Source organism: Pseudomonas syringae (assembly GCF_023278085.1).
Taxonomy (GTDB): domain Bacteria; phylum Pseudomonadota; class Gammaproteobacteria; order Pseudomonadales; family Pseudomonadaceae; genus Aquipseudomonas; species Aquipseudomonas syringae_Q.
The window spans coordinates 1761536-1785804 of the sequence record NZ_CP066265.1 but is presented as its reverse complement, the minus strand read 5'-3'; the positions used below and the strand labels follow the sequence as shown (position 1 = coordinate 1785804).

The window sequence follows — 24269 nt, the reverse complement described above, 5'->3', positions numbered from 1 at the left end:
CCGAGGCGGCGAACATTAACCCTTGGTCGCGTCGAAGGCCAATTTTTGTCTGGACGAATTTCTGGAATACCTGATTCGCACGCTGAATCAGCGCGGCTGTTCCACGGCCAGACGATCAAACGACGCGTTGCTGCGGATGATAAAACGCTTATCGGCACGAATCACAAAAAAAGCAGGGATTTTATGTTCTTGCGCGTAATTCCAGCCGCGCTCCGGGCCGAGAATCAGCAACAGGGAGGACAGGCCGTCGGCCATCAGCGCGGAAGGATGAATGACCGTCACCGACGCCAGCGCATGATCGACAGGTTTGCCGGTCAAAGCGTCCAGCGTGTCGGGCGGACGCCGAGGACTGCGCTCTGCGTAACGCCGGTAATCGCCCGAGGTCGACACGGCATAGCCGTTCAAGGGGAAGACTTTTTGCGCGCCATACCCAGCGTCGCCGGGCGCGTCGAGGGTGACCCGCCACGACGAGCCGTCGGGTTTGAACCCGTTGACTTTGACTTCACCGGCGGCCTGCACCAGGTAATCATGCAGCCCGAGGGCGTCCATTCGCTGACTGATGCGGTCGACCGTATACCCGGCGGCGATACTGTTGAGGTCAACCTGAACTGCGGCGCTCTTGCACAATTGCTGCCCGACGATGCGCAGGTTGCGATAGCCAACCCGGCCTCGTGCCTGGGCCACTTGCCGCATGGACGGCATCGCATCAACGCGCTCATAAGCACCCAGCCCCCACAGATCAATCAGCGGCTTGACCGTCAAATCGAAGGCGCCGTCACTGTCCCGGGAAAGCTGCTCGCCGACACCGATCAATTTGAGGATCGATTCGGGCAGGGTCTGGCAGCTATTGGCAGGCAAGCCGTTGAAACGTTCGATATCCGAATCGCTACGCCAGAGCGACATCTGGTGATCGACCTCCGCCAGAATCGCTTCGACTTCCGGACGCAAGGCTTGCGCATCAGGCTGCCCGGTGCCGCGCACGTACACCACTGAATAATGACTGCCCATGGTCGGGCCGCCGAAGCTTTCCAGCTTGCGCTCCTGGGCACAACCACCACACGCCAGCAACATCAGGCACCCTGCAACCCTGCCAAAACCGCGCAAATCCGTGCCCCACACTGTAAAAATCATTCAAAACGACTTACCTGCGCTAGCGGGCAAGACGGGGGAAGCGTGAACGGCGGCCTGTGTGAACATGCAAGCGCCGCGCTCGATAAACACAACGACCTATTAAGTGGTCACCAACGGCTGGATGGTTCCCATCAAGCCTGCAGGCTAACGAATTTTTTGTTCCGGTTCATCACTACTGTCTGGAGTGGCGACGCTCAACTGCGCCTACATGTCAAGCGTCAGTTAACTGATAGCAAATCGCCGAAACGGTTGTTTTTGAGCACTGTTACACATACTGTTACAAGTGTGCATCGCCATTCGCACACACGTAACGGCGATGTAAACGGGATAACAACGACAACGGACTCCAAGCCGACGAGCCTGAGCGAGTAACTAAATGGCCTCCACCACCAGTAAGGGCAAAGCGATCTTTCGCGTTGTCAGCGGTAACTTCCTCGAGATGTTCGATTTCATGGTCTACGGCTTTTACGCCACGGCCATTGCCAAGACTTTCTTCCCTTCCGACAGCGCATTCGCTTCATTGATGCTCTCGCTGGCGACCTTCGGCGCAGGCTTCCTGATGCGCCCGCTGGGCGCGATCTTCCTCGGTGCCTACATTGACCGTCACGGCCGCCGCAAGGGATTGATCATTACCCTCGCCATGATGGCCATGGGCACCCTGCTGATTGCCTGTGTACCGGGTTATGCGACGCTGGGCGTGATCGCACCGCTGCTGGTGCTGCTGGGTCGCCTGTTGCAAGGCTTCTCGGCTGGCGTGGAACTGGGCGGCGTTTCAGTCTATCTGGCTGAAATCTCGACACCAGGCCGCAAGGGCTTCTTCGTCAGCTGGCAGTCCGCCAGCCAACAGGCAGCGGTGGTCTTCGCCGGCTTGCTGGGCGTGGGCCTGAACCACTGGCTGAGCCCTGAGCAGATGGGTGAATGGGGCTGGCGCGTGCCGTTTCTGATCGGCTGCCTGATCGTGCCGGCAATCTTCATCATCCGCCGTTCGCTGGAAGAGTCGCCAGAGTTCGAAGCCCGGACTCATCGCCCGACCTTGCGTGAAGTGGTGCGCTCGATCGGCCAGAACTTCGGCCTGGTCATCGGCGGCATGGCGCTGGTGGTCATGACCACCGTAACGTTCTACCTGATCACCGCCTACACCCCGACCTTCGGCAAGAACGAGCTGAACCTGACTGACCTGGAAAGCCTGCTGGTAACAGTCTGCGTCGGCGTGTCGAACTTCATCTGGCTGCCGATCATGGGTTCGTTCTCGGACCGTATCGGCCGCAAACCGCTGCTGATTGCCGCGACCGTGCTGGCCATCGCCACCGCCTACCCTGCCCTGTCGTGGCTGGTTGCGCATCCGAGCTTCGGCAACCTGCTGATGGTCGAACTGTGGTTATCGTTCCTGTATGGCTCCTACAACGGCGCCATGGTCGTGGCGCTGACCGAGATCATGCCGGTCGACGTTCGCACCACCGGCTTCTCGCTGGCCTACAGCCTGGCGACTGCAACCTTCGGTGGCTTCACCCCGGCGGCCTGTACTTACCTGATTCACGTACTGGATAACAAAGCAGCGCCAGGCATCTGGCTGACCGGCGCAGCCGTGCTGGGGCTGGTTGCGACGCTGGTGCTGTTCCGCAAGGGTGGGCAGAAGCTTGAAGCGCCTGTCGCGGCTTCCGCTACCTGACTCATCGCTGTACCTGCGAAGCAAACAAACCCCGGCCCGGGTATCTCGGGCCGGGGTTTTGCGTTTTCAGGCCTTGCGCTGCCACGGCCGAAAGCTGAGCCACAGCAATACGCCCGGCAATTGCAGAGCAATCATCAAACCCAGCGACCATTGCCAGGCCACAAGCGAGTGACCGGCACCCTGCGCGGCTGGCCACAGGTTAAGCACCACACCCATCAGCCACTGCAGAAAAAACGCGAGCACGAAAACCACCAGATTGAAGGATGAACTCACCCTTCCCGCCAGCGCTGGCGACACCGATTGCGCCACGATGGCGTAGTTCATGGTGGTCGAAGTGCCGAAAAAGCTGAAACCCATGGCAATCAGGTAGGGCGACACCGGCAGACCACTGGCCATCAACACCTGAAAGCCGATGAAGATCAGCATGCCGGTGCCACAGATCATGATCGGCTGCACGCCGTAGCGGCGCAGATAATCGGTGATCGTGCCGAACGCCAGCGACCCCGCCACCATCGCAATCGCGCCGGACAGCAGCACGCTGGCCATGTCGGCATCACTCAGCCCGACCATGTCGCGCAGCCATGGCCCCATCCACAGCGACAGCACCGACATATAGATGGCATGTGCGCACACCGAATAGAGCGCCAGACGCCAGAATGCCCAGGATGAGTACAGCTGGCCGACAGCAGCGAACATATCGCGGTATCGGGTATTTTTGGTCTCATAGGCTTTGGGCACGCTGAAATGAATGACTCCGGCGACACAGAAGGTCAGCAGCGCGAGGATCAGAAACGCCTCCCGCCAGGTGAACCAGCTCAACAGCATATGCAGCGGGGTGGTGGACGCCATCGCGCCCAGCCCGCCAATCGACAGCAGGCACGCAGTGCTGAGCGGCAAGCGCTCGATCGGCAGCCAGATGGCACACGCCTTGATCGCACTCATCAGCGAACCCGCCACGCCGAGGCCGATCAGACCACGCCCGAGCAACAGGCCGGCCTCGCTGCTGGAAACACTGAAAATGACCGAGCCAGCCACTGCAAACAGCAACATCGGTGCCTGCACGCTGCGTGGACCGTAGCGATCGAGCATCACGCCGAGCGGAATCTGCGCGGCCGCGAAGGTCAGGAAATACACGCCCGTCAGAAGCCCAAGGCTGCTCGCGGGCAGACTCAAGTCGGTTTGCAGATCAACGTAGATCACCGCATTGACGGTACGAAACAGGTAGGAAACGAAATGCCCGAGGCCGAAGGGGATGAAGATCGTCAGAAACAGCAGAAAGAAGCTGCTCTTGAGGTGTTGCTGCGAAACGTCCATGGCCGAACTGCTCATCCTTTACCACTCCATTGTCCATAAGGGCTTTACATGCCAGGCGGCAGATCCGACCGCAAGAAACATCGCCTGACAGATTCTCATGACACGCTAAAAAACAAAACGGGCCGAAGCCTGTTTACACAGGATTCGGCCCGTTTCTATCGCTGCCCGGTCAGACCGGACAACTGATGCGCTTGACGCTTACTGCGGAAAAGCAGGCGGATTGACGTCTGCCATGTCTTCCATCACGCGTACCACCTGGTGGCTGTAACCGAATTCGTTGTCGTACCAGACGTACAGCACAACGCGGTTATCGTTGACGATGGTGGCTTCGGCATCCACGACACCGGCGTGGCGCGAGCCAACGAAGTCGGTGGAGACCACTTCCTGCGAGTTCACGAAGTCGATCTGCTTGTGCAGGTCCGAGTGCAGCGCCATGTAGCGCAGGTACTCGTTCATTTCTTCGCGGGTGGTCGGCTTCTCGAGGTTGAGGTTGAGAATGGCCATGGACACGTTCGGCGTCGGTACGCGGATCGCGTTGCCGGTCAGCTTGCCGGCCAGTTCAGGCAGTGCCTTGGCGGCAGCAGTGGCGGCGCCGGTTTCGGTGATCACCATGTTCAGCGCGGCGCTGCGGCCACGGCGATCGCCCTTGTGGAAGTTGTCGATCAGGTTCTGGTCGTTGGTGTACGAGTGAACTGTTTCAACGTGACCGTTGGTGATGCCGAACTTGTCGTTGACCGCCTTGAGCACCGGCACGATGGCGTTGGTGGTGCAAGATGCCGCAGAAACAATCTTGTCGTCAGCAGTGATTTCACCGTGGTTGATGCCGTGCACGATGTTCTTCAGCTTGCCTTTGCCCGGCGCGGTCAATACAACGCGATCGACGCCAGGGCACGCCAGATGCTGACCCAGACCTTCGGCATCACGCCATACACCGGTGTTGTCCACCAGCAATGCGTCTTTGATGCCGTACTGGGTGTAATCCACCTCTGTCGGGTTCTTGGCGTAGATCACCTGAATCAGGTTGCCGTTGGCGGTGATGGTGCTGTTCGCTTCGTCGATGGTGATGGTGCCGTCGAACGGGCCATGTACCGAGTCACGACGCAGCAGGCTGGCACGCTTGACCAGGTCGTTTTCCGCACCCTTGCGGACCACGATGGCGCGCAGACGCAGGCCGTCGCCACCACCGGTTTTTTCGATCAGGATGCGCGCCAGCAGGCGGCCGATACGACCGAAACCGTACAGCACGACATCGGTGCCTTTACGCGGGCTGGCGCCCTGCTGACCCACTACACCGGCCAGTTCCTCACGCACGAACTGTTCAGGCGTGCGGCCATTGCCTTCAGTCTTGAACTTGACGGCCAGCTTGCCGAGGTCCACCGAAGCGGCACCCAGTTTGAGCTCGCTCATCGCCTTGATAAGCGGGAACGTCTCATGTACGGACAACTCAACCGCATCGGACTGACGATGACGCGCAAAGCGGTGAGCCTTGAGAATCGCGATGACTGAACGGTTGATCAGACTACGGCCATAGATCGAACTCACCACATTGTTATTGCGGTAGAGCTGACCGATGAGAGGGATCATCGCTTCGGCAAGGGCTTCACGATCAATCCATTCACCAAGACACTGGTCGGGCTTCTGAGTCACGGGAACCTTCCACATGTAGGGGCTGAAAAAAGGGGCTACATTATGACCGCGCCAGTGTTTATGAGCAATGCGCGGCTGTCAGATCATCCGGCACTACATAATTTTTGCCCGTAAATACGCGGCAACACTCCGGAAAACTGACAGCCACCACCTTCCTCCGTTACAATCGCCGCCCCTGTCGCAACGCCTGGAGCCTGACCTTCCGTGCCAGTTCTGCGTCTACCGCATCTTTCTGCCGCTGCAGGCAAACAACACTGGGGCAATTTGCCCGGTGCCGCACTGAGCCTGGCCATTGCCGAGGCCGCCAGCGCAGCCAAACGCTTCACCCTGCTTTTGACCGCCGACAGCCAGAGCGCCGAGCGGCTTGAGCAAGAGCTGAAGTTTTTTGCACCCACGCTGCCGGTTCTGCACTTCCCGGACTGGGAAACCCTGCCCTACGATCTGTTTTCGCCGCATCAGGACATCATTTCCCAGCGCATCGCCAGCCTTTATCGCTTGCCGGAGCTGGTGCATGGCGTTTTGGTAGTACCGATCACCACTGCCCTACACAGACTCGCGCCGACCAAATTTCTGCTCGGCAGCAGCCTGGTGCTGGATGTCGGCCAGAAGCTCGATGTGGAGGCCATGCGCACCCGTCTGGAGGCCAGCGGCTACCGCTATGTCGACACGGTGTATGAGCACGGCGAGTTCACGGTGCGCGGTGCGCTGATTGATCTGTTCCCGATGGGCAGCAAGCTGCCGTTCCGTATCGATCTGTTCGATGACGAAATCGAAACCCTGCGCACCTTCGATCCGGACACCCAGCGTTCCATCGACAAGGTCGAATCGGTACGGCTGCTGCCAGCCCGTGAATTCCCGCTCCAGAAAGAAGAAGTCACGCGCTTCAAGGCCCGCTTCCGCGAGCGTTTCGACGTGGACTTCCGCCGCAGCCCGATCTTTCAGGACTTGAGCAGCGGCATCACACCGGCCGGTATCGAGTACTACATTCCGCTGTTCTTCGAAGAAACCTCGACCCTCTTCGATTACCTGCCGCAGGACACTCAGGTGTTCTCGCTGCCCGGTATCGAGCAGGCGGCAGAGAACTTCTGGAACGACGTGCGCAATCGTTACGAAGAGCGTCGCGTTGACCCGGCCCGGCCATTGCTGCCGCCAGCCGAGTTGTTCCTGCCGGTAGAAGACTGCTTCGCGCGCCTGAAAAACTGGCCGCGCGTGGTCGCCAGCCAGCAGGACGTCGACGCCGGTGCCGGACGCGAGCGTTTTCCAGCGCAGACCCTGCCAGACCTGTCGATCGAATCCAAGGCCAGTCAGCCCTTGGCGGCCCTGTCGAAGTTTCTGGATGATTTCCCCGGACGCGTGCTGTTCACCGCCGAATCCGCCGGGCGACGGGAAGTACTGCTGGAACTGCTGGAACGCCTGAAGTTGCGCCCGAAGACTGTCGACAGCTGGCTGGACTTCGTCGACGGCAAAGACCGCCTGGCAATCACCATCGCGCCCCTGGACGAAGGCCTGCTGCTTGAGCAGCCAGCCCTGGCGCTGGTCGCGGAAAGCCCGCTGTTCGGGCAGCGCGTCATGCAGCGCCGTCGCCGCGAAAAACGCACCGACGGTGGCAATAACGACGCGGTCATCAAGAACCTGACCGAGCTGCGCGAAGGCGCGCCGGTGGTGCACATCGACCACGGCGTCGGACGCTATCTGGGGCTGGCGACGCTGGAAGTCGAAAATCAGGTCGCGGAATTCCTCATGCTGGCCTACGCCGAGGACGCCAAGCTGTACGTCCCGGTCGCCAACCTGCACCTGATTGCCCGTTACACCGGCAGCGACGACGAAATGGCGCCGCTGCACCGCCTGGGCTCGGAAACCTGGCAGAAGGCCAAACGCAAGGCCGCCGAACAGGTCCGCGATGTGGCGGCCGAATTGCTCGACATCTATGCGCGTCGGGCAGCCCGCGAAGGCTATGCGTTCGCCGACCCGAAAGCCGATTACGCGACCTTCAGTGCTGGCTTCCCGTTCGAAGAGACCCCGGATCAGCAGACCACCATCGAAGCCGTGCGCGCCGACATGCTGGCGCCCAAGCCGATGGACCGGCTGGTCTGCGGCGACGTGGGCTTCGGCAAGACCGAAGTGGCCATGCGCGCGGCGTTCATTGCCGTGCACGGCGGGCGCCAGGTCGCGATTCTGGTGCCGACCACCCTGCTCGCCCAACAGCATTACAACAGTTTCCGCGACCGCTTTGCCGACTGGCCGGTGACCGTGGAAGTGATGAGTCGCTTCAAGTCAGCCAAGGAAGTCAGCGCCGCCGTCGCCAATCTGGCCGAGGGCAAGATCGACATCGTCATCGGCACGCACAAGCTGTTGCAGGATGACGTGAAGATCAAGAACCTCGGCCTGGTGATCATCGACGAAGAACACCGTTTTGGCGTGCGCCAGAAGGAACAGCTCAAGGCGCTGCGCAGCGAAGTCGACATTCTGACCCTGACCGCAACGCCGATCCCGCGCACCCTGAACATGGCCGTGTCGGGCATGCGTGATCTGTCGATCATCGCCACGCCGCCGGCGCGCAGGCTGTCGGTGCGCACCTTCGTCATGGAGCAGAACAAGCCGACGATCAAGGAAGCCCTGCTGCGCGAGCTGCTGCGCGGCGGACAGGTGTATTACCTGCACAACGACGTCAAGACCATCGAGAAATGCGCGGCTGAGCTGGCCGAACTGGTGCCGGAAGCGCGTATCGGCATCGGCCACGGCCAGATGCGCGAGCGCGATCTCGAGCAGGTGATGAGCGATTTCTATCACAAGCGTTTCAACGTGCTGATCGCCTCGACCATCATCGAGACCGGCATCGACGTGCCGAGTGCCAACACCATTATTATCGAGCGCGCCGACAAGTTCGGCCTGGCGCAATTGCACCAGTTACGCGGTCGCGTCGGGCGCAGTCACCACCAGGCCTATGCCTACCTGCTGACGCCGCCCCGCAAACAGATCACCCCGGACGCCGAAAAGCGTCTGGAAGCGATTGCCAACACCCAGGACCTCGGCGCGGGCTTCGTGCTGGCCACCAACGACCTGGAAATCCGTGGCGCAGGCGAACTGCTCGGCGATGGCCAGAGCGGCCAGATCCAGGCCGTGGGGTTCACGCTGTACATGGAAATGCTCGAACGCGCGGTCAAGGCGATCCGCAAGGGCGAACAGCCCAACCTTGATCAGCCACTTGGTGGCGGGCCGGAAATCAACTTGCGCGTACCGGCGCTGATCCCGGAAGCCTACCTGCCGGACGTACACACCCGCCTGATTCTCTACAAGCGCATTGCCAATGCGGCGGATGAAGAGGCGCTGAAGGACCTGCAAGTCGAAATGATCGACCGTTTCGGGCTGCTGCCGGAGCCAACCAAGAACCTGGTACGGATCACCTTGCTCAAGCTGCAAGCCGAACAACTGGGCATCAAGAAAGTCGATGGCGGGCCGCAAGGTGGACGCATCGAGTTTGCCACTGAGACCCCGGTCGACCCGTTGACCCTGATCAAACTGATCCAGGGCCAGCCCAACCGCTACAAATTCGAAGGTGCCACGCTGTTCAAATTCATGGTGCCCATGGAGCGCCCGGAAGAGCGTTTCAACACCATCGAAGCGCTGTTTGAGCGCCTGACCCCGAAAACTGCCTGAAGGACTCACGCATGCTTCTGTTTCGCTCATTGCTCCTGCTGCTGACGCTGGTCGCTCCGACTGCGTTTGCAGACGGCTTGTATCAGGTCGAGATGCTGCTGTTTCGCCAGAACGGCGAGCCCGCCTCGACCCGTCAACGTGTCCCGGAAAACTGGGACAACGGCGCACAGAAGATCGACTCAGGCGACGAACGAAGCCCCGCGCTCAATGATCTGGCCGGTAAACTGCAAGGCAGCGGCAATTACCAGGTGCTGATGCAACGCGCCTGGCAGCAGAGCATCGGCACCGAGCCGGGGAAAATGGCGGTCACCAGCGGCGAAGAGAAACTCGGGCATTTCCCCATCGAGGGCACCGTCAGTCTGGCGATGGCACGCTTTACCGATATTGATGCACAATTCTGGGTCAATCAGTTGGACCCGCACGGCGTTGTCATCAGCAGTGAGCGACTGAAACAGACCGCCAGGGTGAAAAATGGCGAGCTGACCTATCTGGACAACGGCAGCCTGGCGTTGCTGATCAAGGTTTCTCCTCTTTGATTTTTTACGTACGCAAGGGGCGCTCCGGCGCTCCCTTTCTTTTGAGTATCGCTGCGGCGTAGGGCTTTTTAAAACTTGTCGTCCATTCTTGAAAAAGTCCTGGCCTCGGCCTGGACAGACTTATTCCATGATCGAACGCTTGAGCGAGGGCGCGACTATGCCCGGCAAAAACGCATCGTGCTGGAAGACTCCAGCCCGCAGATCATCCGTACCGCGTGCCGTGGCTCCGGCATGGAAATCTACACCCAGACCCTGCTGTTCAAAGACCCGGATCGCTACAAAAATTACCTGACCTGCAAATGCACCTGCCCGGTCCGCAACGATTGCAAGCACTGTGTTGCCGCACTGCTTTTTTTGCAGGACCCGCAAAACCGGCCATTGTTGCAAGCGGCCCTGAGCTCGCACCAGCGAGAGATCGAGCAGCACGTTGAACAGCAGATCGCGCAAAAGCCAAGGCTCCCGGAACGCCTTATCGATGACCTGCAACCCCGGCCCCGGCTGATTCTGGCCAGCGTCGAGTTCAGCGCCTACGAGCCACGTAACGGCCGCATGCAGCGCCATGTGCAGCATCGCGCCGCCCTGGCCTTCGCCTACGGCAAGCATTACGCGGTCGGCACCACCAACGTGAGCATTCTGGTCAGTTCGCTGGGCAGCGACCTGGTGAACCAGAAAAGCGACATCATCGAGCACACCCAAACCGAAACCCTGCGCATACGCCGCCAGGGAGAACGGGAACGACAGTTGCGCCAGGAACTGGCCGACCTGGGCTTCAAGGTCGCCACCCGGCAGAGCAAGGCGCTGCCTGACAGCGCTGGCGATATGTACGAACTGCCCAACGACAAGGCCTGGCTGCATTTCGTGCTGGATGACCTGCCACGCCTGCGCGAGCAAGGCTGGGAAATCGACATTCAGGAAGAGTTCGGCTTCGACGTCACGCCGGTGGAAGCCTGGTACGCGGTGATCGAAGAAGAGACAGAGCGCGACTGGTTCGACCTGGAGCTGGGCATCATCGTCAACGGCGAACGCCTGAGCCTGCTGCCGATCCTGATCAACCTGATCCGCAGCCATCCCGAACTGATGAGCCCTACCGCCGTGGCCAAGCGCGGCGATGAAGAACAATTGCTGGTGCAGCTCAACCACTTCACCCAGAGCGGCGGCAGCCCGGTGCAGATCGCCCTGCCCTACGGCCGGCTCAAGCCGGTACTGGCAACGCTGGGCGATTTTTACTGGCGTCAGGACGGCAACAATGCGCTGCGCATGAGCAAGGCCGATGCCGCACGCCTGACCCAGCTCGAAGACCTGCCGCTGACCTGGCAGGGCGGCGACCGCCTGCGCCATTTCGCCGAGCGCCTGATCAACATCAAGGACGCACCGGTCAGCCTGCCGGATGGCTTGAACGCCACACTGCGTCCCTACCAGCTTGAAGGCCTGAGCTGGATGCAGTCATTGCGCGAGCTGGAAGTCGGCGGCGTGCTGGCTGACGACATGGGCCTGGGCAAGACGCTACAGACCCTCGCGCACCTGTTGATGGAGAAGCAGGCCGGACGCCTCGACCGCCCTGCGCTGGCGGTGATGCCGACCAGCCTGATCCCCAACTGGCTGGACGAAGCCGAGCATTTCACTCCGGACCTCAAGGTGCTGGCGCTGTATGGTGCCAATCGCCATCAGGACGCGGGCAATCTTCAGGATTACGACTTGATCCTGACCACCTATGCGCTGCTGCCCAGGGACCTGGAGCTGCTCGAAAAACAGCCCTTCCACGTGCTGATTCTCGATGAAGCGCAGTACATCAAGAACCCCAACAGCAAGGCGGCGCAGGCCGCTCGCAACCTCAATGCCCGTCAGCGTCTGTGCCTGAGCGGCACGCCGCTGGAAAACCACTTGGGCGAGCTGTGGTCGCTGTTCCACTTCCTGATGCCAGGCTGGCTGGGCAACAGCAAGGAATTCAACAGCAATTACCGCACGGCCATCGAAAAGCACGGCAATCAGGATCGCCTGCATCACCTGAATGCGCGCATCAAGCCGTTCCTGCTGCGCCGCACCAAGGAACAGGTCGCGACCGAGCTGCCGCCGAAGACCGAAATCATCCATTGGGTCGACCTTAACGACGCGCAGCGTGATGTTTACGAAACCGTGCGCCTGGCCATGGACAAGAAGGTCAGGGACGAAATCACCCGCAAAGGCGTGGCGCGCAGTCAGATCATCATTCTTGAAGCACTGCTCAAGCTGCGCCAGGTGTGCTGCGACCTGCGGCTGGTCAATCACGACATGCCGGTCAACAGCAAACAAGGCACCTCCGGCAAGCTCAACAGCCTGATGGAAATGTTCGAAGAACTGCTGGCCGAAGGTCGCAAGATCCTGCTGTTCTCGCAGTTCACCTCGATGCTCAGCCTGATCGAAGAAGAATTGAAGCAGCGCGGTATCGCCTACGCCCTGCTGACCGGCTCGACCCGCGACCGGCGCACGCCGATTCACGACTTCCAGAGCGGCAAACTGCCGATCTTCCTGATCAGCCTGAAAGCTGGCGGCACGGGCCTCAACCTGACCGCTGCCGATACGGTGATTCACTACGATCCGTGGTGGAACCCGGCAGCGGAAAATCAGGCCACCGACCGCGCTTATCGCATCGGCCAGGACAAGCCGGTGTTCGTCTACAAGATGATCGCGCGCGGCACCGTTGAAGAGAAAATCCAGCGCCTGCAACGGGAAAAGTCAGCGCTGGCCGCAGGCGTGCTCGACGGCCGTACCGCAGGTGACTGGCGGCTTCGTGACGAAGACCTGCAGGCCCTTTTCGCGCCGCTGCCTGCTGCGCCGAAAAAGACCCGCAAGTAATCTGCTACCAGGCGCTTATTCGCCAGCCGCCCGCTGGAGGATGTGCGCCGTGGACAGGACCGTGGCGTATTCGCCGTGCAGATTGGCCAGCGACATGGCATGCACCTCCTCGGCACTGCGCGGCGTGCCGAAGAAATCCTGCTGATCGAAGGTGAAGCAGGCGTCATGTGCAACCACGACCTCAAATCCCAGATTGCCACCACTGCGTGCCGTGGATTCGATTGAGTTATTGGTAATGACGCCAACCATCACTACCTGCCTGATCCCGTCGGACCTTAGCCACATTTCCAGAAATGACCCGCAAAAGGCGTCAGGCACCTGCTTGCTCAGCTCCCGTTCATCGGCCTGCGGCATGAACGCCGGTTGATACTCGACACCTGACTGCTCGGGCCAGAACACCGACTCGGGTGACGTGGAAAAATGCCGGACGTGGATCACCGGACGCCCCGAGCGCCGCCATGCGTCCAGCAGTGCGCCCGCATTCGTCTCGGCCTGTGGATTGTTACGCCGCCCGAGTTTCGGATGATTGATGCCCTGTTGCAGGTCGATGAGGATCAACGCGCTGTTGCCCTGAATATCCATAACAAACCCGTCCGAACTTTTGGTTCAGGAAGACTATCGCAATCAGGGTCTATTCTGGTCGCAATCGTCGATACGCTTCGGCCCGTACGAAACCTGCCCAAAGGAGAACATCATGATCGAACACCTTAAACTCGCTGGCAAAGTGGCTCTGGTGCAAGGCGGCTCACGCGGCATTGGTGCTGCCATCGTCAACCGCCTGGCCCGAGAAGGCGCGGCGGTGGCATTTACCTATGTCAGCTCCGAAGTCAGCGCGCTGGAGATTCAGGACAGCATCAATGCCAACGGCGGGCGGGCATTGGCCATCCGTGCAGACAGCGCCGATGAAAAAGCCATCCGCCAGGCCGTGCAGACCACCGCTGAAACCCTCGGCAGACTCGACATTCTGGTCAACAACGCAGGCGTGCTGGCCATCGCTCCGCTCAACGAATTCAGCATGCAGGACTTCGACAGAACCCTGGCCATCAACGTGCGCAGCGTGTTTATCGCCAGCCAGGAAGCCGCCCGCCATATGGAAGAAGGCGGTCGCATCATCAACATCGGCAGCACCAACGCCGACCGCATGCCGTTCGCCGGTGGCGCGACCTACGCCATGAGCAAATCGGCCCTTATCGGCCTCACCAAAGGCATGGCCCGCGACCTGGGCCCGCAAGGCATCACTGTCAACAACGTCCAGCCCGGCCCGGTCGATACCGACATGAACCCGGCCCAAGGCGAATTCGCCGAAAGCCTGAAGGCGCTGATGGCCATCCCCCGCTACGGCAAAAGCGAGGAAATCGCCAGCTTCGTCGCCTACCTCGCAGGCCCGGAAGCGGGCTACATCACCGGCGCCAGCCTGACCATCGACGGCGGCTTCAGCGCCTGATCCACCCACGGCAAGCGGCCCTCTGCGCCACGCGCCAGACCGGGCCACCCTGCCCGGTCGGACCTTTTGCCGGCGAATAAGCGTTTATCTGCTTAACCACATGAAAAATCTGAAAAAAAGTTTTGCGTTAGGAAAGGCTTTCGACTACATTAGCGCGCCTCGGCAGACACAACGTTGTTACCGAGATACGGTGAGGTGTCCGAGTGGCTTAAGGAGCACGCCTGGAAAGTGTGTATACAAGAAATTGTATCGAGGGTTCGAATCCCTCCTTCACCGCCATATTTGAAAAACGCCAAGCCCCTGAATTCATTGACGAATTTCAGGGGTTTTGTGGTTTCTGGGGTTTGAAAAAGTGCTCATGGGACGGATATGGGAACAATATGGGACCGACAGGAACCAGCTCATTGAAACTTACGGGCGTAGCGCAGGCTCGAGCAGAGCCATATTCAGGCAAAACGACGAGAAGCGGGATGAGCACGGCATGACGGGTAATTGAGGACAATCAAACTGCTTGATACTGAAGGCGGGATTCAAGATCTATCGCGTAACGTCTGAAGTTTCAGATCAAAGATCCGCTCTCGGAAACATGATGACTCAGCGCAGCCTTGGCCGGAACCTGGCTATGCTTGGGCAACGAAGCCGATATACGCTCTACGGCGCGCTGATCGCCATCGTTGAGCTTCCTGTAGTCCTGAATCACCTCGACTTCCCGGACATTCAGTCCCGCCGAGCTCATCGGCACATGCGTACCTGTCACCACATAAAGAACATCCACTCCGCCTTTGGCGATGGCGGCCAGGTAGTCCAGCTTGGGTTTACGCTTGCCCATTTCATAGTTAGCCTGGGCATTGGCCCGGACGCCGCCCATGGTCGCGAAATCGCTCTGACTCAGAGCGCTTTTACGACGCTCTTCGATCAGTCTTTCACCAAAATTTTCCATGCTGGTACTCCTGTGTAGACTCAACGACCATACACCTATTGCCTGTCTGACAGATGATTAATTGCGCTCCGGCGCACTAATTCGCTTGCAGAACCATTCTCGATATGGTCCGCACGCCACGCCGGCCGCACTCATCGTACAAGCTGAAGATTCGCCACTCATTTGCCAGTACACCCTCGCCCGCTGTCACCGAGGGTCCATGCATGGTCTAAAGTAGCCTGCTGAACCAGTATCCCCCCTTGAATCCTTCCGGGCCTCATCATTATGAATGACCGAGCACATGATCTGGCCTCCCGCCTGATCCGCAACTTTAACGATGCGACACTGGCGCACGAGGTTCGCGAGCCGTTGTATGAAAGCGCGGCAGCGCGGCTGGGTACTGGAACGGCAGCAAAGAAGCTGGGTGCCTCCATTGATATCGTGGCGCCGGGCAAGCGTTCCTGCCCATACCACTTCCATCATGCTCAGGAAGAAATGTTCGTGATTGTCGAGGGTGAAGGCAGCCTGCGGGTTGCCGGGGAAATGCTACCTATCAAGGCGGGAGACGTGCTGTTCATCCCGGCCGGACCGGAATACCCGCACCAGATCATCAACACCTCGCAGTTCCCGCTCAAGTACCTGTCGATCAGTACCCGGGAGTCGCCGGAAATCTGTGAATACCCGGACTCGGGCAAGTACCAGGCCATGGCTTCCATTCAAGGCACACGGGCCTTTACAGCCAATCAGCGGATCACTGAAAACGTCGATTACTGGGATGGCGAGCCTTGATTAAAATTGTTTCGATATTGTAGTGAGCAGTTCACGCTTTTTTCACGTTCACGGGTTTATTGTTAACTCAATTCCCAGCAAGACCTTAAGCCCGCTACCCCCCATCGCGGGCTTTTCTTTGTCTGCGTTTTGAGTGCATGCCCTTGCGATGCCAGTGAAATATCGGGCAATCTGCAATCCGAACCCACATGCAGAAAATGGTTTCCAAGCCGTATCACCCGGATGACAAATCTCCCAACATGAAAAAAGTCCTGAGAAGCCTGACCCTCGCCGTCACTTGCCTCGCGGGGGCCCAGGCGTATGCCGCCTGCCAGATGACCCCTGTTGCCTACGACATGCCGACGCAGCGCCTGGATGAGGCGCTGCAACAACTGGCGCATCGTTCCGGCTGCCCGATCAATGTTGATCTGGGCGCTGACAGCAGCAAGAAGGTAAAAAAATTCAAGGGAACGTTCACGCCGGATCAGGCGCTGGTGCTGGTCTTGAAAAAAACCGGACTGGAAGGTTATGTCGAAAACGACGGATTGACGGTTGATCGCAGGGGCCAGGATTTCGTCCATAAGCGAGTGGCGGAGCTTCGCACGTCTATTGAAGACGCCGGGACAAGGCTTGAAGCCAAGCGGAAAAAGCGCTTCCTTCATCAACTGGACAGCATCGAAACCGGATCGAAAAAACTGGCGCTCGAGCAGAGCTTCATCAGCGCCGCCGAGATGGCCAGCTACAAGCGCGACTTCGATGAACTGTCGAAGCAGATTCCTGTACACAAGTGATCGTCCACGAATGCGCTGAATTTTGGCTCAGCAGCCTGGCGACTTTGGGATATCAATGAAGAAGACCGTCTTATTTGCGCTGGTCATGGCGCTACACCCAACGGCTTATGGCGCTGGCGATGCGGAGGCCGGAAAAGCCGTTTTCACCCGCCTTTGCTCCGGCTGTCACAAGATCGGCCCTTCCGCACGTCACGCATTCGGCCCGCAACTCAACGGCATCGTCGGCCAGCCTGCCGGGCAGCAGGAAGGCTATGTCTATACCGATGCGATGAAGAACTCGGGAGTGGTCTGGAGCCGCGAAGAACTGCGCACTTACATCAAGGACCCGAGTGACGTCGTGCCCGGCACCCGGATGAAACTGTGGTGGATGGGCAGTGATGATCGAATGGACGATTTGCTGGAATATCTGGACGCGAATAAATAACGGGGTGTAGCGACAGCGTTTGATTCCCCCGGCAATTGCCGGGGGCAACCGATCCGTTACTTATCAGGCGTGTACGGCGGATACTCGCTCTTGGAGCCACCTTCAGTGGCTGGCGTCTTGGCAGGCCCGGTCGGGTCGACTTGCGGGTCCTCGGTCTTCGGCGACTCTTCGTCGAAACCCAGATTATCCTTCTGCTCGTTTTTACTGTCTGGCGTTGTGCCGGTCATATGCGCCTCCATTTAAAAAATTCAGAACCTGATAGTCAGAGACCTGACTGGCGCAGCCGTGCAATGCGACTGACGAACGGACATTCCACGTGCAACGGGATGATCTGGCAGCATTCGACGCCAGATGATAGCCTTGCGCTATCTAGGGAGAGATTCATGAAAAGGCTTTCAATCATGCTGGCGCTGGCCTCAGTATTCGGCGCAAGTACAGCGCACAGCGAAATATTCAAGTGCACCTCAGCTGAAGGCAAGGTGAGCTTTGCGTCCATCCCGTGCGACAGCAACCTGCAGAGCACACCGCAGCGGCCCGGCCCGCCCTTGATTATGCGCGAGGGAGAACCGCTGGATTATGTCCACAAGACCAACCTCAAGGCCACCGAGTACCTGAAGGTCAGTAGCCGTGCTCACGTGACGGTGGTTGAAACAGAACGCTACAAGGCTTATCAGCGCAACCGCCCGCCGCCGCCCAGCGTCGCCTCCCAATGCCGAAGCCCGCGCTACGACAGCCAGTGTTTTGACCCGTCGGGCGGGACGTCCTCGAGAAAAGACGCGGCTCGCCAGAAAGCCGCTCGATAAACCGTTACGCCGTTCTCACTTCTTTGCGAACTTCACTGATCTGTATCTCCGGTATCAGGTCGGTGTAGTTGATGATATCGCCGTTGATATCTTTAGCGTGCGGCCCCATGCCCGCCTCGAAGGCTTCGATGGAGTCGCAATAGATATGGCACATGGCGATATACAGCGGGTCCGAGCCTGGCGCAGCACCGCCAATGCCACGATCGACGCTGTAGCCCTTGCAATGCTCGCCCATGAGTTTCTGCACCAGCGGCAAATGCTTGTCACGGTAGTACTCGTGGTCGAAACGTGCGCCTTCTTCATACGCATACAGCACGCTGACTTTGATCATGTCGATCTCCTCTCAAATGGATAGCTGCATCAAATGGACAACTGAAAATTCTCTGACACTCTAGCGATTATCCTGTCCGGGTGCTGACATCAATCCTCTGCTCCCGCACAATCACGCGCTCTTTTTCAGGCCGCACCCAGTTGCGTCCGGCCATCTACCCGTTTGAGGAACCCGCTATGAACGCACTTGAGTGGAACGAAGCCGCGCTGGCGAAATACCTCGCGACGCATCCGACCCTGAAGGATGAAATCAGCAGCCTGAGTCCTGAAGAGCAAAAGCAGCAAGTGCAGTGGGCCTTTGAAGACGAGGCAGAAGATCAAGGCATAGAGCCATGGGAACTGGCGCTGGAACTGATTGCCGAGTCACCCGAGCAGTTGAAAAGCATGCGTCTGGAAGCACACCAGCAGGTGGCCGAGGCGCTGGGAATGGACTGGGAAGAATATTGCGGGTTCAACGACATCCAGCCGTGACCGGAGCCTTCTGTGCCGGCGAATCGTCCCTTGCTCAGCAAGCCATTCAGTGACCGGTCAGTCAGCGCTTTACCTGGTCTTTGTGGATGAGTAACGTCTGCCTACTTCAATAAAGGAATCACGTCATGAGTGATCTGGTCTCGTACCACCTGGACGACGGCGTTGCCACGCTGACCCTGAACAACGGCAAGGTCAATGCTATCTCCCCGGACGTGATTGTCGCGTTCAACGCCGCACTGGATCAGGCCGAAAAGGATCGGGCCATCGTTATTCTGACCGGTCAGCCGGGCATCCTTTCGGGCGGCTACGACCTCAAGGTCATGACGTCTAGCGCCGAAGCCGCCATCAGCCTGGTCGCACAGGGCTCGACGCTGGCACGACGCATGCTGTCGCACCCCTTCCCTATCATTGTTGCCTGCCCCGGCCACGCCGTCGCCAAAGGTGCGTTTCTGCTGCTGTCTGCAGATTACAGAATCGGTGTGGCAGGCCCGTTCAGCATTGGCCTGAACGAAGTGCAGATCGGCATGACCATGCACCACGCCGGTATCGAGCTGGCCCGTGACCGACTGCGTAAATCGGCGTTCAACCGCTCGGTGATCAACGCCGAAATGTTCGATCCTGAAGCGGCGATGGCGGCAGGCTTTCTCGACAAGGTGGTCAGTGTCGAAGAGCTGCAAGCTGCCGCATTGGCGGTCGCGGCACAGTTCAGGAAGATCAACATGAACGCGCACAAGAACACCAAGCTCAAGGCCAGAAAAGCCTTGCTCGAGACACTGGATGCGGCGATCGAAGAGGATCGACAGCACCTGCTTTGATGCTTGAGCCGAAGCCCGCCTGTGCGGGCTTTCGTTTATCGGCGAACTGATCCGCATTTGATCAATCTGATCAGCTACCGCGCATGATCATTTGCGCCACTGACATATTGAAGAAGCGATAGCGCCATGGGTCGAGTTGTTGCAGCAGCGGTTTACAGCAAAGGCAAGAAAGTTCGGGATATTACCCTTGATGAAGGCGCTGCCTGGGCCGCCAAGCCTGACCATTTCGTCTGGATCGGGTTGGAGCAACCCAGTGCAGAAGAGCTGACCAGCCTCAAAGAGCAGTTCAATCTGCATGAGCTGGCCCTTGAAGATGCCATGGAGGTTCACAGTCGTCCGAAGCTGGAGACCTTCGGCGATGCGCTGTTCATCGTGACCTATGCGCCGGTACGCGACAACGGCAAGCTGCTGTTCATAGAAACCCACATCTTCGCGGGCAAGGGCTACGTCATCACTTCACGCAACGGGCACTCCAAGTCCTACGGGCTGGTGCGGCAACGCTGCGAAGCCAGGCCACTGCTGCTGGAGCATGGCGAAGACTTCGTGCTGTACGCTCTGCTGGACTTCGTTACCGAAAACTATCAGCCGGTCACCGAAGCCATTCATGCGGAGCTTGAGCTGCTGGAACAAAGTGTGATCGGCGGTTCATTGCGCGAGTCCGACATCCAGCACATCCATGCCCTGCGCCGCGACCTGTTGCGCATGCGTCGCTATGTGGCACCGATGGTGGAAGTGGGCGAGGAGCTGCAGAGACTCAGTTTTCCGTTCATCGACAAGAACATGCGGCCGTACTTCCGTGATGTAGAGATTCACGTCAAACGGCAGATGGAAGACCTGGGCAACCTGTGTGACATCGCCAGCCAGACCATTGAAATCGGTCTGCTGCTGGAGTCGTCACGACAAAGCATCGTGCAGCGCAAGTTTGCCGGCTGGGCAGCGATTCTGGCTTTTCCGACTGCAATTGCCGGGATCTACGGCATGAACTTCGAAAACATGCCTGAACTCACCTGGCACTACGGATACTTTATCGTGCTCGGCGTGATATTCGGTGGCTGCGGAGCATTGTTCGCCAGCTTCAAACGCTCGGGCTGGTTGTAGAGCAAGGCACCGATTGCCGTATAGAAATCCACGAATATGGAAGTCGGGCCTGTCAAACGGCCTGACCTTCCGGCCGATGCGCCACGAAACGCATCATCCACTCGGCCACTGTGGCCCCGTGGTGATCATGATCGAGGCTGGCGACGCCCTGCTGGTAAATCTGCTCGCCCAGTGCTTCCTGACGAAGATCCAGCAAGCGGCGTGAAAACTCGTGAATGAACTCAGGATGGCCCTGGAAGCACAGCACCTGATGGTTGATGTGATAAGCCGCGAACGGGCAGAACTCGCTGGAGGCAATCACCGTGGCGTTCTCGGGCAGCGCAGTGACCTGATCCTGATGGCTGATCAGTAGCGTCAACTGGTCCATCTTCGGCGTCATCCACGGCGTGGCGTTTGCCAGTTGATAATGATGGATACCCACACCCCAACCCTGAGCGGCACGTTCGGTCTTGCCGCCCAGCAATAACGCCAGCAACTGGTGGCCAAAGCAGATACCCAGCAACTTTTCGCCGCGCTGATACAGCTCGAGCAAGTAGCCCTTCAAGGTTTGTATCCATGGATCGGTGCCGAACGAGTCGGCTTTGCTGCCGGTCACCAGATAAGCGTCGAATCGCTCGTCCTGAGGTGGATAAATGCCTTGCACCACGTTGTACACCGACAGCTCTGCGGCAATCGGCTGGCGCACGAACAGCAATTCGAACATCCGTCCGTAACCCTGATACTGCTCAACCAGTTCCGGACGCAGGTTATCGGTTTCCAGAATACAGATGCGTAAAGGCATAAATGAGGACCTGAAACAGTAATGAGGTAAAAGCGCACCCACGAAGCCTGCCTTGAAGCCCCCACCAAATCAAGCAGCGCCGAGCATGCAGACGGCGTACGCGAACAATGTAGGACAATTCCGACTCGGACGAACGGCACAAAACAGTCAATTTTGCTGGAAGCGTCTAGCGAAGGCCTGTGGCCTCACGCTTGTTCAAATTGATAACCGAGCGTTTAGATAAAGCAATTTTAAATTCCGAACGGTTCTATAGATCAGCGCACGTCAGCTCTATGTTTATATCTGTAACAGAGAGAGCGACGGAAACCGTGCAACGCTCGGGGGAGCGGTCAGATGACCGGCCCCGTCTGTTCAACGCTCAATCGTGTAAGCAACCGATTACTCGCCATCTATTTGCAACATCCGGCGCGTTAAATCGTCAGGAATAAAAACAAAAGGCGGTCAGCCATGCTCAAACTCAAACGCTCCAAAGTACGTCAGGCAGGACTCATCCTGTTTACCACAACGCTACTCCTGATCGTGCCAAACCTTAACCGGCTGTTTGGCTGATCCGATACGCTTTCGTGCCGCGTGCAACTGTGCCACTCTTTCCACTCAAATGAAGGGAGACGGGCTTATGCGCCGATGGATAGCGTTATGTGCACTCGCAGGCAGCTTCGCTGCACAGGCGGGCGTTGTGGATCAGGCGGCGGCGGTGGCAGCCTTGAAAGAAGGCAAGCTGGCGATGGATGTGCGCAGCCAGAGCGACTACGAAGCCGGTACTGTGCTGAACGCCGTGCGGGTCGATGAGGTGCGGCTGGTCAATCAGATGAAGCAGGTGCTCAACGACCGCAATGCGGTATTCGTCATCTTCAGCAGCGATAACAACAAGGCCAACAGGGCTCAGGACAAGCTGACGGCAGCGGGTTATTTCAGCGTCATCAACGGCGGCAACTACGAAGAATTGCACAACGCGTTATACGACACGTCTGACGACCCTGCGGAATAAGCCCTGCCACGACCCTGTAGGGATGCGCAGATTGTTTCAAGTCAACCCGCGCATCGCTCACCTTACTGATGCTGGCTTTGAGCCTGAACCCTGACCTTCACTTTAGGCGTGCCCGTCATGGGTGACACCACGACCTTGGCGTGCATCTGTTCCGACCCGCCGCCACGGCGCATGCCGCGCACCGGACAGGCATCCAGGTAATCCAGCCCGACGGCGAGCTTCAGATGGCGCTCGGGAATCGCCAGCTGGTTAGTCACATCGAAGCTGTACCAGGCGTTATCGATCCATGCCTCGGCCCAGGCATGGCTGGACAGATGCTCGCTGTCTTCACTGCACAGATAACCGGAAACATAACGTGCCGGCACGCCCAGGCTGCGAGCGCAGGCCAGAAACGCGTGAGTATGGTCCTGACAGACGCCTGAACGACCGGCAAATGCCTGGGCTGCGCAGGTATCGACCTCCGTCGCGCCCTGGGTGTACGTCATGTGCTGATTCAGAGCCTGCATCAGATCGATCAGTGCAGTACGGTCATTGCGCTTGCGACACTCTTTTGCCGCAAAGCTGCGAATCGCCTCGTCCGGCTCGGTCAGGCGAGTCACCCGCAGAAACGGCAGCGCCGACTGGTTTTCATGCTCGGCCTCGCAGGTTTCGTCGATCTCGACCTGCCCGCGCGCGCCGATAATGATTTCTTCGTGCGGCTCTTCCAGGCTCAGCACGTGCAGGATATTGCCGAACGGGTCGACCTGCGCCCGCACCGGGCGCGGTAACGTCAGCTGCCAGCTAAGCACTTGCTGGCGTTCACTGTCATGGGGGGTCAGGCGCAGGTACTGGATACTCGAACGCACCTGATCATCATAGTGATAGGTGGTCTCGTGGCTTATAGAGAGTCTCATGCAGCCTCCAGGTACGATATGTGGATGGCATCACCCAACTGGGCCAGCATCGGGATGAATTCGTTCAGCCACTCATGCAGACCTTCATCGAGGATTTCGTCGATGCTCGTGTAGCGCAGGCGAGCGTCCATTTCAGCCGCCATGCGCTGCGCCGGGCGACCGTTGATGCCTGGCAGGCTGGCGAGGATCACATCCATCTCTTCCAGACAGGCGCGCAACGAACGCGGAATATCGGCACGCAGCAGCAAAAGCTCGGCAACCTGACGTGCGCCAGGGGCGTCTCGATAGACTTCAGTGTAGGCCTCGAACGACGACAGTGCGCGCAGCAAGGCGCTCCACTGGTAGTAACCCGCCGCCGAGTTGTCGGCAGCGGCATTCGCCTGGGGGCCACGCAATTCGAGCATTTCATAGCGGGCATCGAGCATGCGCATGGTGTTGTCAGCGCGTTCGATGAAAGTCCCGAGACGAATGAAGCGGAAGGCATCGTTACGCATGATGGTGCCGTAGGTCGCACCGCGGAACAGGTGCGAACGCTCCTTGACCCACTCGCAGAACCGGCTCATGCCGTAGCGCGTCAGGCCTTGCTGGGCGATGCCGCGGATTTCAAGCCACGTGGAGTTGATGTTCTCCCACATGTCCGCCGTAATCCGGCCGCGTACCGCGTGCGCGCTGGCACGTGCCGCACCCAGGCAACTGTAGATGCTCGCCGGGTTGGTCGCGTCCAGTGCAAAGAAGTGCAGCATGCGCTCGGCATGCAATTCACCGTGACGCTCGATATAGGTTTCCAGGGTTCCGGTGATCAGCAGCGGCATGGCTATTTCATCCAGCCCGTCGCCACGCCCGTCCTGGGGCATCAACGACAGCGAATAGCTCACGTCCAGCATTCGGGCGAGATTCTCTGCTCGCTCCAGGTAACGCGACATCCAGAAAAGATCGGAGGCAGTTCTACTTAGCATTG

23 protein-coding genes and 1 tRNA gene are annotated in these 24269 nt (G+C 58.9%); 14 read left to right on the top strand and 10 right to left on the bottom strand.

The window, feature by feature from the left end; translation table 11 throughout:
- Window positions 1-87 precede the first annotated feature (87 nt).
- A complete protein-coding gene (locus I9H07_RS08175) occupies window positions 88-1071 on the bottom strand; it encodes an FAD:protein FMN transferase (protein ID WP_236423923.1) in 984 nt (327 codons plus the stop codon).
- Between the two features lie 436 nt (window positions 1072-1507).
- Between I9H07_RS08175 and I9H07_RS08170 the strand changes: the two genes are divergently transcribed.
- Window positions 1508-2800 carry an MFS transporter gene (locus tag I9H07_RS08170; protein WP_024673328.1) on the top strand — a complete coding sequence of 431 codons (1293 nt, stop codon included), beginning with the start codon at window positions 1508-1510 and terminating at the stop codon, window positions 2798-2800.
- A gap of 66 nt (window positions 2801-2866) precedes the next feature.
- Here the strand turns inward: I9H07_RS08170 and I9H07_RS08165 are convergent, their stop codons facing one another.
- Complete coding sequence (locus I9H07_RS08165; RefSeq protein WP_236423879.1) at window positions 2867-4129, bottom strand: MFS transporter; 1263 nt, start codon at window positions 4127-4129, stop codon at window positions 2867-2869.
- 183 nt (window positions 4130-4312) lie between these two features.
- Window positions 4313-5776 (bottom strand): glyceraldehyde-3-phosphate dehydrogenase, encoded by a 1464-nt coding sequence (locus tag I9H07_RS08160; RefSeq protein WP_024673330.1) that lies wholly within the window; start codon window positions 5774-5776, stop codon window positions 4313-4315.
- 189 nt (window positions 5777-5965) lie between these two features.
- Between I9H07_RS08160 and mfd the strand changes: the two genes are divergently transcribed.
- The 3 genes from mfd (at window position 5966) to I9H07_RS08145 (ending at window position 12786) form a co-directional block, all read left to right on the top strand.
- Complete coding sequence (gene mfd / locus I9H07_RS08155; protein ID WP_236423881.1) at window positions 5966-9418, top strand: transcription-repair coupling factor; 3453 nt, start codon at window positions 5966-5968, stop codon at window positions 9416-9418.
- 11 nt (window positions 9419-9429) lie between these two features.
- Window positions 9430-9954, top strand: a complete 525-nt coding sequence (locus tag I9H07_RS08150) for a CsiV family protein (protein WP_236423883.1) — start codon at window positions 9430-9432, stop codon at window positions 9952-9954.
- 75 nt (window positions 9955-10029) lie between these two features.
- Window positions 10030-12786 (top strand): DEAD/DEAH box helicase, encoded by a 2757-nt coding sequence (locus I9H07_RS08145; RefSeq protein ID WP_236423885.1) that lies wholly within the window; start codon window positions 10030-10032, stop codon window positions 12784-12786.
- 15 nt (window positions 12787-12801) lie between these two features.
- On the opposite strand, the gene I9H07_RS08140 is transcribed toward I9H07_RS08145, so the two are convergent.
- Window positions 12802-13368 (bottom strand): cysteine hydrolase family protein, encoded by a 567-nt coding sequence (locus tag I9H07_RS08140; protein ID WP_236423887.1) that lies wholly within the window; start codon window positions 13366-13368, stop codon window positions 12802-12804.
- A gap of 112 nt (window positions 13369-13480) precedes the next feature.
- Between I9H07_RS08140 and I9H07_RS08135 the strand changes: the two genes are divergently transcribed.
- Window positions 13481-14230, top strand: coding sequence for a 3-oxoacyl-ACP reductase family protein (locus tag I9H07_RS08135; RefSeq protein WP_236423888.1), 750 nt, complete (start codon window positions 13481-13483; stop codon window positions 14228-14230).
- 189 nt (window positions 14231-14419) lie between these two features.
- Window positions 14420-14509: transfer RNA gene (locus I9H07_RS08130), tRNA-Ser, on the top strand.
- 280 nt (window positions 14510-14789) lie between these two features.
- On the opposite strand, the gene I9H07_RS08125 is transcribed toward I9H07_RS08130, so the two are convergent.
- Window positions 14790-15170 (bottom strand): helix-turn-helix domain-containing protein, encoded by a 381-nt coding sequence (locus I9H07_RS08125; protein WP_058823782.1) that lies wholly within the window; start codon window positions 15168-15170, stop codon window positions 14790-14792.
- Window positions 15171-15434: 264 nt separating this feature from the next.
- Here I9H07_RS08125 and I9H07_RS08120 point away from each other — a divergent pair, with 264 nt between their 5' ends.
- The 3 genes from I9H07_RS08120 to I9H07_RS08110 all read left to right on the top strand — a co-directional run bounded on the left by I9H07_RS08120 (window position 15435) and on the right by I9H07_RS08110 (window position 17132).
- A complete protein-coding gene (locus tag I9H07_RS08120; protein WP_024673336.1) occupies window positions 15435-15938 on the top strand; it encodes a cupin domain-containing protein in 504 nt (167 codons plus the stop codon).
- Window positions 15939-16177: 239 nt separating this feature from the next.
- A complete protein-coding gene (locus I9H07_RS08115) occupies window positions 16178-16708 on the top strand; it encodes a hypothetical protein (RefSeq protein ID WP_058391099.1) in 531 nt (176 codons plus the stop codon).
- 55 nt (window positions 16709-16763) lie between these two features.
- Window positions 16764-17132, top strand: coding sequence for a c-type cytochrome (locus tag I9H07_RS08110; protein ID WP_024673338.1), 369 nt, complete (start codon window positions 16764-16766; stop codon window positions 17130-17132).
- A gap of 56 nt (window positions 17133-17188) precedes the next feature.
- Here the strand turns inward: I9H07_RS08110 and I9H07_RS08105 are convergent, their stop codons facing one another.
- Window positions 17189-17359, bottom strand: coding sequence for a DUF6021 family protein (locus I9H07_RS08105; RefSeq protein ID WP_032606242.1), 171 nt, complete (start codon window positions 17357-17359; stop codon window positions 17189-17191).
- A 156-nt stretch (window positions 17360-17515) separates the two neighbouring features.
- On the opposite strand from I9H07_RS08105, the gene I9H07_RS08100 reads away from it, so the two are divergent.
- Window positions 17516-17935, top strand: coding sequence for a DUF4124 domain-containing protein (locus tag I9H07_RS08100; protein ID WP_236423890.1), 420 nt, complete (start codon window positions 17516-17518; stop codon window positions 17933-17935).
- A 4-nt stretch (window positions 17936-17939) separates the two neighbouring features.
- Here I9H07_RS08100 and I9H07_RS08095 read toward each other — a convergent pair whose 3' ends face one another.
- Window positions 17940-18266: an EthD family reductase gene (locus tag I9H07_RS08095; protein WP_024673340.1), complete on the bottom strand. Its 327-nt coding sequence runs from the start codon at window positions 18264-18266 to the stop codon at window positions 17940-17942.
- Window positions 18267-18442: 176 nt separating this feature from the next.
- On the opposite strand from I9H07_RS08095, the gene I9H07_RS08090 reads away from it, so the two are divergent.
- From I9H07_RS08090 to I9H07_RS08080, 3 genes are all read left to right on the top strand, one after another.
- Window positions 18443-18736: a DUF6388 family protein gene (locus I9H07_RS08090; protein WP_024673341.1), complete on the top strand. Its 294-nt coding sequence runs from the start codon at window positions 18443-18445 to the stop codon at window positions 18734-18736.
- A gap of 125 nt (window positions 18737-18861) precedes the next feature.
- The gene (locus I9H07_RS08085) at window positions 18862-19551 is read left to right on the top strand and encodes a crotonase/enoyl-CoA hydratase family protein (RefSeq protein ID WP_024673342.1); all 690 of its coding nucleotides are present in this window, start codon (window positions 18862-18864) and stop codon (window positions 19549-19551) included.
- A 126-nt stretch (window positions 19552-19677) separates the two neighbouring features.
- Window positions 19678-20649 carry a magnesium and cobalt transport protein CorA gene (locus tag I9H07_RS08080; RefSeq protein WP_024673343.1) on the top strand — a complete coding sequence of 324 codons (972 nt, stop codon included), beginning with the start codon at window positions 19678-19680 and terminating at the stop codon, window positions 20647-20649.
- Between the two features lie 52 nt (window positions 20650-20701).
- Here the strand turns inward: I9H07_RS08080 and I9H07_RS08075 are convergent, their stop codons facing one another.
- Complete coding sequence (locus I9H07_RS08075) at window positions 20702-21430, bottom strand: amidotransferase (RefSeq protein WP_058391072.1); 729 nt, start codon at window positions 21428-21430, stop codon at window positions 20702-20704.
- Between the two features lie 616 nt (window positions 21431-22046).
- Between I9H07_RS08075 and I9H07_RS08070 the strand changes: the two genes are divergently transcribed.
- Complete coding sequence (locus I9H07_RS08070) at window positions 22047-22418, top strand: rhodanese-like domain-containing protein (RefSeq protein WP_024673345.1); 372 nt, start codon at window positions 22047-22049, stop codon at window positions 22416-22418.
- Window positions 22419-22480: 62 nt separating this feature from the next.
- On the opposite strand, the gene I9H07_RS08065 is transcribed toward I9H07_RS08070, so the two are convergent.
- Entirely contained in the window at window positions 22481-23311 is an 831-nt protein-coding gene (locus I9H07_RS08065; protein ID WP_058823785.1) for a transglutaminase family protein, read from the bottom strand.
- On the bottom strand, window positions 23308-24267 hold the full coding sequence (locus I9H07_RS08060) for an alpha-E domain-containing protein (RefSeq protein WP_024644212.1): 960 nt from the start codon (window positions 24265-24267) through the stop codon (window positions 23308-23310). The genes I9H07_RS08065 and I9H07_RS08060 overlap by 4 nt, the downstream gene beginning before the upstream one ends.
- Window positions 24268-24269: the final 2 nt, after the last annotated feature.